Source organism: Pseudonocardia sp., assembly GCF_025965585.1.
Classification (GTDB): Bacteria; Actinomycetota; Actinomycetes; order Mycobacteriales; family Pseudonocardiaceae; genus Pseudonocardia.
In genome coordinates, this window is the sequence record NZ_JAOPWR010000324.1 from 1 (window position 1) to 10,916 (window position 10,916).

The following is a 10,916-nucleotide window of genomic DNA, read 5'->3' on the forward strand; positions in this document are numbered from 1 at the left end:
AGCGCGCCGCTCCGCCGCGAGCGTGTGCACCAGGGTGCGGTCGAGCTGCTCGACCTGCGCTCGCACCAGACCACCCGCCCCGGCGGCACCGAGCTCGTCGTCGAGCCGCGACGCCGTGGCCAGCTGCTCGAGCCAGAGATCGAGGCCCGTGCCGTCGACGGCACCGGCCTCGGCCAGCGCCGCGCGCAGCCGCGCTGTGCCCGTCACGGCCGCGACGTCGCGCGCGTCGGGGTCGATGCCCAGCTCGGCGGGCGTGCACCCGAGGAGCTCGGCGAGCAGCGCGCGGTACTGCGGCTCGGGGACCACGTGGCCGTTCTCCCAGCGCGACAGCAACGTCTTGAGGCTGGCCGCGGCCGCCACCGGCTCGCCGCGCCGCCGCGCGAGCGCAACGATCTCGCGGGCGGTGTCGGACTGGGACCAGCCCTGCCGCATGCGGGCCGCGCGGAGCGCGCCCGGGGCGCCGTCGGTGGTCATTCGTCCAGATTGTCGGTGCCTCGACCTACTGTCAACCCCGGTGACGCAACACAGCGTCAACAGGGAGGTGGGAGCGAGCATGGATGTGACGACGTGTTCGGTCTGGATCGTCATGGGAGCCGTGGGCGGGATGGCCGGCGGCTTCACCGTCGGCCGCGTGCGCACGAGGGCCGCCCGACGTGCGGCTGGTCACGCTCGGCGGAGCGCCACGATGCGCTCGTGGCCCGGTGCGCGCCGCCGTACCCGTCGTCGTGGCCGGGTCCGGCCCCCGGCCGTGTGCCGTCGCCCCGACGGACCCGCGCGATGAACGGCAGCCCGCGCGCCTCCCCGGCCGGCCGTCAGTCGAAGTCGCCCGCGGCCCGGCGCACTTTGCCGAGCAGCTCCGTCAGCTGCGTCTCCTGCTCGGGCAACAGGCCGCGCATCCCGAATTCGATGGCGGTCACCGACTCGGTCGCCTTTTCCAGCAGGGCGGCACCCGACTCGGTGATCCCGACGAGCGTGGCGCGGCGGTCGGTCGGGTGGGGGGTGCGGCGCACGAGCCCGTCGGCCTGCAGCCGGTCCACGATGTTGGTCACGCTGGTGGGGTGCAGCTGGAGGCGCTCGCCCATCACGCGCATCGGAAGCAGGCCGCGGCGGGAGAAGGTCAGCAGCACCAGCGCCTCGTACCGCGCGAAGGTGAGCCCGTGCGGTCGCAGCGCGCCGTCCACCGCGGAGAGCAGGATCTGCTGCACGCGCATCACGCTCGTCACCGCGGCCATCGTGCGGGACGGGCCGATCCGCTCGTCCCACATCTCCGCCGCCCGCATGATCGGGTCGAACGGCAACGGATCGCGGGAGGCCATGACGCGCGACGCTAGCAGTGCCCGCATCGGCCCACGGGTGGATGTGGGCTACAGGGCTCGCCTCGCCCGGCCGCGCGCCGATGGGGCAGGCTGCAGCCATGCTCTTCGCGTTCAGCATCTCCCCGGCGGGCAACGACGGCACGGGCGACGACAGCGTCGGCGACATCGTGGCGGAGGCGGTCCGCGTGGTCCGGGAGTCGGGCCTGCCCAACGAGACCACCTCCATGTTCACCACCATCGAGTCCGACACGTGGGACGAGGGGATGGCGGTGATCAAGAAGGCGGTCGAGGCGGTGCAGGCACGGGCGCCGCGCGTCAGCCTCGTACTCAAGGCCGACATCCGCCCCGCCCACAACTCGGGCCAGCTCACCGCCAAGGTCGAGCGGGTCGAGCGGGCGCTCGGGTCGTGAGCCGGTTCGTCCTCGTCCACGGCGCCTGGCACGACGGCCGGTGCTGGGCCCCGCTCGTCGACGAGCTGACCGCGCGCGGCCACACGGCCATTGCGGTCGACCTCCCGTCCGACCGTCCGGGCCTGGGGGCCGTCGACTACGCGGAGACCGTCGGGACGGCCGTCGCGGCCGATCCCGAGCCGTGCGTGCTCGTCGGCCACTCGCTGGGCGGACTGACGGTCCCGGTGGTGGCGCAGCGGGCGCGCCGCGACCGGGTGGCGGCGATGGTGCTGGTGGCCACGCTGATGCCCCGGCCCGGCGTGTCGTTCGACGAACAGTCGCGCGCGGATCCGGGAGTCATGGCCGAGGGCTTCGGGCGCGGGCAGCAGCGCCACGAGGACCGCACCACGTCGTGGCCGGCCGAGGCCGCGAAGGCCGACCTGTACCGCGGCGTCGCCGAGGAGTCGTCGGAGGAGGTGGTCGACCGCGCGGTCGCGGGGCTGCGCCGGCAGGCGTGGACGATCGGCCGGGAGGTGACGCCGCTCACCGCCTGGCCCGAGGTGCCCACCACCGTGGTCGTCTGCACGGGCGACCGCGTGGTGGCGCCCGACCGGCTGCACGAGCGGGGCCTCGCCCTGCTCAGAGCGACGGTGGTCGACCTGCCCGGCGGGCACTTCCCGATGCTGACCCGCCCCGTGGCCCTCGCCGACGTCCTCGTCGCGGCGGCCGCGCGGGCGGCGACCGCGCAGGAGTCGGCGCCGCAGTCCGCCTTGTAGTCGGCCCTGTCGTCGACGCAGTGGTCGGCCGAGGCCCGCGCCGGCCCTGACACGCGGAAAGGGGGCCACCGCGAGCGGCGACCCCCTTTCCCAGGTGGAGCTACGTCACATCCGCGCGATGTTCATCGTGAAGAAGAAGACGCCGACCAGGATGGCCAGCACGCCGAGGGTGATGCCGATCTTGGCCATCTTCGCCGCTGCCGGACGACGGACCGAGACCGCGCCGAGAACGGCGGCGGCCGCGCCGAGGATCCATCCCGCGATCGAGATCGGGCTGGCCAGCAGCGCGATGACGCCGACGATCAGCGACACCTTGCCGAGCGTCGAGCTCTCCTGCTGGGTGGTCTTCTTGCGGGCGTCGGCGAGCAGGCGGTCGGTGACGGTGTTCTCCGAGCTCATGCAGATCCTCCGGGTGAGGGGTGCCGCGTGGTGCGGCCGGGCGAATGTCTACACAGAGCAACGAGCGCGTCACTCCCACCTCATCAACGAGCCGATCCGGACCGTGGTGCTCCGCCAGACCGGTGATCGGTTGCCACGCGCGTCCGGAAGATCGTCGACCGTGACTGCGCAGGGTGATCGAACTCGACCGGAACGGAGGACGGTGGCTACAGGTGCTCGGACGTCCTACTATCCGGCTGGACGAGTTCGTGCTGGTTGACGAAGCGGGGAGCGCGATGACCGAGCAGGTGGCGACCGGCGGGGCTGCGGGCGGCCAGGAGAGCCGGGCGCGGCGGATGTGGCGAGCGGTCGAGCCCGTGCACGCGGTCACCTACTTCGCGCCGGAGTCGAAGGCGGCCTGCGACGCGCTCGGCACCAAGGGCTACTGGATGAGCTACTTCGGCCTGCGGGCCGCGCCCCTCGGGGCGGCGCCGCCCGAGCTCGTCACGGCGCTGTTCTACAACTTCCACCCCGGGCTGGTGGCCCGGGCGGTGCCGGACGTCTGGGCCGTCGCGTCGCCCGAGCGGTTCCTCGCCACCCGGCTGGAGACGGTGGACGCGGCGCTGCACCGGTTGCTCGGCGCCGCGGTCCTGGGTTCGCCAGAGGTCGCCGAGGCGGCCGCGATCGCCCGCGACGCGGCATCGGCGGCGCCCACCGCCGGACGCGCGCTCGCCGCCGCGAACGCCGCTCTGGAGTGGCCCGACGCCCCGCACCTCGTGCTGTGGCAGGCCCAGACCGTGCTGCGGGAGCACCGCGGGGACGGGCACGTGGCCGCGCTGCTCACCGCGGGGCTCGACCCGGCCGAGGCGCTCGTGATGTTCGCCGGGGTCGGTGCGGTGGCCGCGGAGAAGCTGCGTCAGCGGCGCGGCTGGTCGGACGAGGAGTGGGGCGCGGCGGCGCGGCGCCTCACCGACCGCGGCCTGCTCGACGGCGACACCGCGACCGCCGCGGGCCACGAGCTCCTCGCGGAGGTCGAGGCGCAGACCGACGCGCTCGCCGACGTGCCGTGGGCCGCGGTCGGTGACGTCCGTGCGGAGCGGCTCGTCGAGCTCGCGGCGCCGTTGGTGGCGGCCATCGTGGCGGGGGACGCCTTCATGGCCGACAACCCGATGGGACTGCGCCCGCTCGTCACCGCGGGGTGACCCCGAGCCGCCGCGCACGCCCGCCGGCCGCGATCCCGCCCGCCCGCCGACGACCCGGGCCCGCCGGTGACGTGGGACGGCCGACGAGGCGGGACGGCCGACGAGGCGGGACGGCCAGTGGCTGCGGCCGGTGCCGGTGGGGTAGCCGGTGTGGCCGGTGCTGCAGGACCGCCGCGCCTGTGGACCCGGGCCTGTGGTCCCGCCTCATGATCCGCACCGGCGCGCCATGGCCGCCCGATGGGTCCGGTACCGGCCAGATGGCGGTATGACGCAGGAGCCGCCGCGGTCGTGGTCCCAGCGGGAGGGCGGAGGTGCCCGACGGGCTCCCGGCGCTCGATCCCCCGACCGTCGAGCTCGTCAGCGGCGCCCCCGTCCGCCCGGTGCTCGGCTCCGGCTGACCGGATCCCCACGGGATGACGAACGGCGCGGCAGACGAATTGCGGACCGCGTGCCAGGATGAACAGTGTGTCCCGACCTGATCCACGTTCACGCACCGCGCTGTCGTCCGCCATGGCGGGCGCGGTCGACCTCTCCGCACTGAAGGCCCGCGCCGAGGCGCCCGTCCGGCCCCCGCAGGCCCCGGGTGCCGCGCCGGCTGCCGGTGCCGCCGGTCCCTTCGTCGTCGACGTCACCGAGCAGAGCTTCCAGTCCGACGTCCTCGAACGGTCGTTGCAGGTGCCGGTCGTCGTGGACCTGTGGGCCACGTGGTGCGGCCCGTGCAAGCAGCTCTCGCCGGTGCTCGAACGCCTGGCCGCGGCGGCCAACGGGGCGTGGGTCCTGGCCAAGGTCGACGTCGACGCCAACCCGCGCATCGCGCAGGCGTTCGGCGTGCAGTCGATCCCGATGGTGGTCGCGGTGGTCGGCGGCCAGCCGGTCGACGCGTTCAACGGGGCGCAGCCCGAGCCGCAGGTCCGGCAGTGGATCAGCTCGCTGCTCGACGCCGTGCGCGACCGGATGCCCGGGATCGCCGAGGCGGAGCGCGGCGCAGAAGCGCCCGCCGAGCCGGAGGAGGAGCCGGAGGAGGAGCCGGAGGACCCGCGCTTCACCGCGGCCGAGGACGCCCTCGAGCGCGGCGACTGGGACGAGGCGGAGGCCGCCTACCAGGCGATCCTCGCCCAGGAGCCGGCCAACGAGCAGGCGCAGGCCGCGCTCGCCCAGGTACGGTTCCTGGCCAGGGCCGAGAAGGTCGACCCCACGGCCATCGAGCGGGCCGACGCCGCTCCCGACGACGTGGACGCCCAGCTCGCCGCGGCCGACGCCGAGGTGGCAGGCGACGGTGTCGAGGACGCGTTCGCGCGCCTGGTGGACACGGTCAGGCGCACGTCCGGTGACGATCGCGACCGCGTCCGCGAGCACCTGGTGGGGCTCTTCGACCTGTTCGCCCCCGACGACCCCCGGGTCACCGCGGCCCGCCGGGCGCTGGCACGCGCGCTCTTCTAGGGCTCCGCTACGACGGCAGGCAGCCGCCCACGCCGCCGCGCAGCCCGCCGCGGAACCGGCCGACCCGGTCGAAGCCGTCCTCGCCCGGGTCGACGTCGCCGCGGGCGTCCCGGGCGGCCCAGTCGGCGGTGAGCAGCACCTGCACGGCCTCGTCGAGGTCGCCGGGGGAGAGCGAGAACGAGCCGGTCGGGTCGATCAGCCTCGCGGTGTACGCGCCGGCCAGGCAGACGGCGGCATCGCCGGCCGCGCCGCCGGTGGTGGGCCTGCCCAGCGCGGCGAGCGTGGCCAGGGCATAGCGGCTAGCGACGAGCGTGGCGGCCGCGTAGTCGCCGAACCGCTGCTCCTGCGTGGCAAGACCGGCCCGGTCCACGTGGATCGAACCGTCGGTGGCACAGAAGCGGGCCGGGCCCTGGGCGGTGAGCTCCGCGGTCGGACAGGCCGCCTGCCCGGCGCTGCGCAGGACCGGGGCGTTCCAGGTGGGCGCGGTCGGCGCGGCCAGACCTGTGAACCACCCCCGCGCGTCGGTCTCGACGCCCGGCAGCAGCTGCGCCAGCGGCAGGTTGCCCCGGCGGGCCTGGTCGGCGGCCGACCCGAACCGCCGCTCGGTGAACTCCCGCTCGGCCACCGTCATCGCCGCGCAGCGGGCGGGACCGCCCGCCCAGCCGTCCTGGAACGCCGAGACCCGGTCGAACGCGTTGCCGTGCGCGCTCGCGTCCGATGGCCCGACGCCCACCGGGTCCCGGAACCCGACGAGCGCCAGCAGTGCCGTGTCGCGCTCCCCGGCGCCCAGCGCGAGCCCGGGAGCGGGATGGTCCCGCAGGTGGGCCACGGTTGCGCCGGCGTAGCAGTCGGACATGGCCTCGAGCAGGATCGTCGGGTAGGTCGCCGGGGAACGGGCCTGCGCGCCGTCGACGCCCAGACGTGACTGCACCGCGTGCCCCACCTCGTGCGCGAGCACCACCACCACACCCGCCGCCCCGAAGCGCCCGAAGATCTGCGGCACCAGCCCGTCGGCGTCCCACACCACCGCGTCGGCGGCCGGGCAGTAGTACGCCTGGCCGTCGAGGTCGGCCGCGCGAGCGACGCACGGTGGCGGCTTCGCCCTCCGATCGGCGGTGGCGACGGGCACGAACTGCCGGACGTCCCGCCACGGCCGGCCGAACGCGGCCGGGAAGGCCTGCCGCCAGAAGTCCTGCAACGCCTCCGCGGTGGCTGCCGTGACCTGCGCGGGAGTCGCCGCGGCGATCGCGGCGGTGCCCGTCGGGCCGGCGGCGTCCGTCGAACCGGCCGCGCTCGGACGTCCGGGCACCACCTGCGCGCACCCCGCCAGGACGGCCAGCACCACCCCCACCACGGCCGCAACGACCGAACGGCGAGGTGGGCGGCGCACTCGCTCATGATCTCCCGGCGGGTGCCGACGGGGGAGCGGTTCAGAACAACTCGACCCGTACGGATAGCGTCGGCCCCCGTGTCGGACAGTGCGCAGACCTCGCCAGCCCGGTCCGCGACGTGGAGCAGGGTCGTCGCCGCCGTGCTCGTGGTGGCCTCGGTCGTGACGGCGTTGGTGCTCGACGTCCGGCACCCGGACGTCCTGGTGGCGATGATCCCGTCCACCAACATGTTCGACCTGCACGTCGACTTCGACACGTTCTGGCAGTCGGCGGTGGCGCTGACCCACGGCACCGACATCTACGACACCCCGGCGAAGCTCCACAACCTCAACCCGCCGCTGCTCACCGTGCTGATGGCGCCGCTCGCGCCGCTCGACCCCGTCACGGCCTATCGGCTCTGGGTGGCCCTCACGACGCTGATGGTCGTCGGCTCGATCCTCGCCGTGGCGCGGGAGCTGCGGCTGCGCGCGGTGTTCTGGGTGCCTGCGCTGCTGGCGGTGCTCGCGTCGTCGCCCCTGCACGGCACGCTCGTGCTGGGCCAGATCTACCCGGTGCTGCTCGCGGTGCTCGTCGCGGGCTGGATCGCCGAGCGCCGCGGCCATCCGGTGCTCGCCTCCGCGCTGTTCGGCATCACCGTGGCCATGAAGCCGTCGCTCGCGCCGCTCCTGCTGCTCGCGGCGGTGCAGCGCCGGTGGGTGCCGTTCCGGTCGGGTGTGATCGCCGCGGTGGTCGCCACGCTCGTGGGTGTGCTGGTCGCCGGGCCGGCGAGCGCACTGACCTGGGTGAAGATCGCGTTCTCCGAGCCGGTGCCCGACACCGTCGACAACGCCTCGCTGCCCGGGCTCGCCGTGCGGTTCGGGATGCCGTCGGTGATCGGCCTGGTGGCCGGGGTCCTGCTGCTCGTCGGCACGCTGGCCTGGATCGGCCGCCATCGCGACCGCATCGACCCGGCCGGCGCCGTGGTCTGGGCCGTGGTGGCCGCCGGGCTGCTGCTCTCGCCCATCGCCTGGCACAACTACCTGATGCTGCTGTTCCCCGGTGCGCTCCTGCTCATCACGCTGGGACGAGGAGCGGCCACCGCCGTGATGCTGGCGGTGGCCGTGATCCCCGTGTCGTGGAACGCCGAGGGAGTCGGCCAGGCCGTCGGGCGTTCGCTGTACTTCGTGATCCTGCTGGGCTACTGGGGGGTGCTGCTGCTCTCCGCGTCGTCGGCCGGGCCGTCGTCCTCGCCCGCGGTGCCCGTCGACGTCGAGGCACCGGTGGGCTCGGCCGCGGGGAGATCCACCGACGTCGCCTGATCGGCGTCCCCGGCCAGCGCGTGCCGGCCTGTGGAGGCCTCGTCCTCTGCATCGTCGTAGGCCGGCGGCTCCTCCAGCCCGTCGCCGGCGTCGTCGGCGAAGTCGATCGGCAGCACAGGCTCCCCGGCCGGCTCCGCCACCGCGACGACAGGCTCGGCATCGGCTCCGGCCGCGACCTCGACGGGCGTGGTGGTGGCCGGCGTGGTGTCGACGGGCGGAGTGCCGACGTCCGGCGTCGCCGGCGCCTGCCCCGGTGCCTCGGCCGTGACGGGCGCGGACGGCGCGTCGTCGAGCACCGGTGCCTCCGGCCCCGCCGCGGCCAGCCTGCTCACCGCACCCTCGAACGGCTCCGGCGCCAGCCACAGCACGCCGGACGGCGGCAGCTGCAGCACCGCGGACGCCGGGCGCCCGTGCCACACCGTCTGGTCGGCCTCGACGGCGCCGAGGTTGCCCACCCCCGAGCCGCCGTAGATCTCGGCGTCGGTGTTGAGCACCTCGCGCCAGCGGCCCGCGAACGGCAGCCCCACCCGGTAGTCGGGCTTCGGGGTGCCGGAGAAGTTCGCGATGCACGCGACCACCGTGGGCTTGCCGTCGGCGTCGACACCGTGGCGCAGGAAGCTGAACACGTTGCCCGCGGTGTCGTTGGCGTCGATCCACGAGAAGCCATCGGGCGAGACGTCCTTCGTCCACATCGCCGGGTGCGAGCGGTAGGCGCGGTTGAGGTCGCCGACCATCCGCTGGATGCCCTCGTGCAGCGGCTCCTCGAGCAGGTGCCAGTCGAGCGAACGGGACTCCGACCACTCGCGCTCCTGGCCGAACTCCTGGCCCTGGAACAGCAGCTGCTTGCCCGGGTGCGCCCACATGTAGGCGAGCAGCGCGCGGATGTTGGCGGCCTTGTTCCAGGCGTCGCCGGGCATCCGCTCCCACAGCGAGCCCTTGCCGTGCACGACCTCGTCGTGGCTGATCGGCAGGACGAAGTTCTCGCTGAACGCGTACATCAGCGAGAACGTCATCTGGTTGTGGTGGAAGCCTCGGTAGATCGGGTCCCGGGCGGTGTAGTCGAGCGTGTCGTGCATCCAGCCCATGTTCCACTTGAACCCGAAGCCCAGACCGCCCAGGTGCGTGGGGCGGGAGACGCCCGGCCAGGCGGTGGACTCCTCGGCGATCGTCATCGCGCCGGGGTGCTCGCGGTAGACGGTGGCGTTCATCTCCTGCAGGAACGCCACCGCGTCGAGGTTCTCGCGGCCGCCGTAGATGTTGGGCAGCCACTGCCCGTCCCTGCGGGAGTAGTCCAGGTAGAGCATCGAGGCCACGGCGTCTACGCGCAGCCCGTCGATGTGGAACGACTCCAGCCAGTACAGGGCGTTGGCGACGAGGAAGTTGCGCACTTCGCGGCGGCCGAAGTCGAACACGAGCGTGCCCCAGTCGGGCTGCTCACCGCGGCGCGGGTCGGCGTGCTCGTAGAGCGGGCCGCCGTCGAACTTGGCGAGCGCCCACTCGTCGCGCGGGAAGTGTGCGGGCACCCAGTCGACGATGACGCCGTAGCCGTGGGTGTGCAGGTGGTCGACGAACCACCGGAAGTCGTCCGGGGTGCCGAAGCGCGCCGTCGGCGCGTAGTACGAGGTGACCTGGTAGCCCCACGACCCGCCGAACGGGTGCTCGGCCACCGGCAGCAGCTCGACGTGGGTGAAGCCCGTCTCGTCCAGGTACTCGACGAGCTGGCGTGCCATCTCGCGGTAGTCCAGACCTTGGCGCCACGAGCCGAGGTGCATCTCGTAGACGCTCATCGGCTCGGCGTGGGCCCGCTTCTGCGCGCGGGCGGTCATCCAGTCGCCGTCGGCCCACTCGTGGCCGGCGACGTCCACGATGGACGCGGTGGCCGGCGGGATCTCGGTGCGGAAGGCCATCGGGTCGGCCTTGTCACGCCAGCGGCCGTCCTGCCCGAGGATCCGGAACTTGTAGCGCACACCGGGCTCGATGCCGGGCACGAAGATCTCCCACACCCCCGTGCTGCCGAGCGCCCGCATGGGGTGGGCCCAACCACTCCAGCCGTCGAAGTCGCCGGTGACGCGCACGCCCTGGGCGGACGGCGCCCACACGGCGAAGCTCGTACCGGAGACGACCCCGCCGGGGGTCTCGTAGGTGCGCACGTGCGAGCCGAGGACCTCCCAGAGGCGCTCGTGGCGGCCCTCGCCGATGAGGTGCAGGTCGACCTCGCCGAGCGTCGGCAGCCAGCGGTACGGGTCGTCGACGATGTCGACGTGCTCGCCGTAGCGCACGGCGAGCCGGTAGTCCGACGGCGGCCCGGGCACGACGCCCGAGAACAGGCCGGCGTCGTGCACCTTGACGAGCGGGTGGCCGTCCCCGCCGTCGAGGACGACGTGCACCTCGTCGGCGTGCGGGCGCAGGACGCGGACGACGGTGCCGTCCGGATGGGGGTGTGCGCCCAGCACGGAGTGCGGGTCGTGGTGGGCACCCCCGAGGACACGGTCGATGGTGTTCTGGTCGGGCGGGCAGGGGTCGATCCGCACGCTGATCTCCGCCTCCCGGTTGATCGTCTGGGTCGGGTTAGCCTCGCGATCCACTCGCGCACCCTATTGGTCCCATGCCCGGGTTGCCGAGCCTGGCTGCAACGATCAGGTCGCGGCTCGTGCGGGCCACGCGAACGGGCGCCGCGCCGGGGACTCACGGCCCGCCGGCCGCGTCCTCACGATGGTTCCGCCGGG

9 protein-coding genes and 1 pseudogene are annotated in these 10,916 nt (G+C 74.1%); 5 read left to right on the forward strand and 5 right to left on the reverse strand.

Features of this window, described 5'->3' with window-relative positions; genetic code table 11:
• On the reverse strand, positions 1–474 hold a 474-nt coding region (locus JWR81_RS19595), incomplete at its 3' end, for a helix-turn-helix transcriptional regulator (RefSeq protein WP_297654674.1).
• A gap of 338 nt (positions 475–812) precedes the next feature.
• Positions 813–1,316, reverse strand: a complete 504-nt coding sequence (locus JWR81_RS19600) for a MarR family transcriptional regulator (protein ID WP_297654677.1) — start codon at positions 1,314–1,316, stop codon at positions 813–815.
• A gap of 98 nt (positions 1,317–1,414) precedes the next feature.
• Here JWR81_RS19600 and JWR81_RS19605 point away from each other — a divergent pair, with 98 nt between their 5' ends.
• Positions 1,415–1,726 (forward strand): thiamine-binding protein, encoded by a 312-nt coding sequence (locus tag JWR81_RS19605; RefSeq protein WP_297654680.1) that lies wholly within the window; start codon positions 1,415–1,417, stop codon positions 1,724–1,726.
• A complete protein-coding gene (locus JWR81_RS19610; protein WP_297654683.1) occupies positions 1,723–2,481 on the forward strand; it encodes an alpha/beta fold hydrolase in 759 nt (252 codons plus the stop codon). The genes JWR81_RS19605 and JWR81_RS19610 overlap by 4 nt, the downstream gene beginning before the upstream one ends.
• A 105-nt stretch (positions 2,482–2,586) precedes the next feature.
• Here the strand turns inward: JWR81_RS19610 and JWR81_RS19615 are convergent, their stop codons facing one another.
• Positions 2,587–2,880, reverse strand: coding sequence for a hypothetical protein (locus JWR81_RS19615; protein ID WP_297654686.1), 294 nt, complete (start codon positions 2,878–2,880; stop codon positions 2,587–2,589).
• A gap of 275 nt (positions 2,881–3,155) precedes the next feature.
• Between JWR81_RS19615 and JWR81_RS19620 the strand changes: the two genes are divergently transcribed.
• Positions 3,156–4,061 carry a hypothetical protein gene (locus JWR81_RS19620; RefSeq protein ID WP_297654689.1) on the forward strand — a complete coding sequence of 302 codons (906 nt, stop codon included), beginning with the start codon at positions 3,156–3,158 and terminating at the stop codon, positions 4,059–4,061.
• Positions 4,062–4,517: 456 nt separating this feature from the next.
• Positions 4,518–5,501, forward strand: coding sequence for a tetratricopeptide repeat protein (locus JWR81_RS19625; protein ID WP_297654692.1), 984 nt, complete (start codon positions 4,518–4,520; stop codon positions 5,499–5,501).
• Between the two features lie 7 nt (positions 5,502–5,508).
• Here the strand turns inward: JWR81_RS19625 and JWR81_RS19630 are convergent, their stop codons facing one another.
• Complete coding sequence (locus JWR81_RS19630; protein WP_297654695.1) at positions 5,509–6,891, reverse strand: neutral zinc metallopeptidase; 1,383 nt, start codon at positions 6,889–6,891, stop codon at positions 5,509–5,511.
• Between the two features lie 78 nt (positions 6,892–6,969).
• Between JWR81_RS19630 and JWR81_RS19635 the strand changes: the two genes are divergently transcribed.
• Positions 6,970–8,190: a glycosyltransferase family 87 protein gene (locus JWR81_RS19635; protein ID WP_297654697.1), complete on the forward strand. Its 1,221-nt coding sequence runs from the start codon at positions 6,970–6,972 to the stop codon at positions 8,188–8,190.
• A 347-nt stretch (positions 8,191–8,537) separates the two neighbouring features.
• Here the strand turns inward: JWR81_RS19635 and glgB are convergent.
• Positions 8,538–10,727 (reverse strand): annotated as a pseudogene (glgB, locus tag JWR81_RS19640) (1,4-alpha-glucan branching protein GlgB); the annotation flags it as partial.
• Between the last annotated feature and the right edge of the window lie 189 nt (positions 10,728–10,916).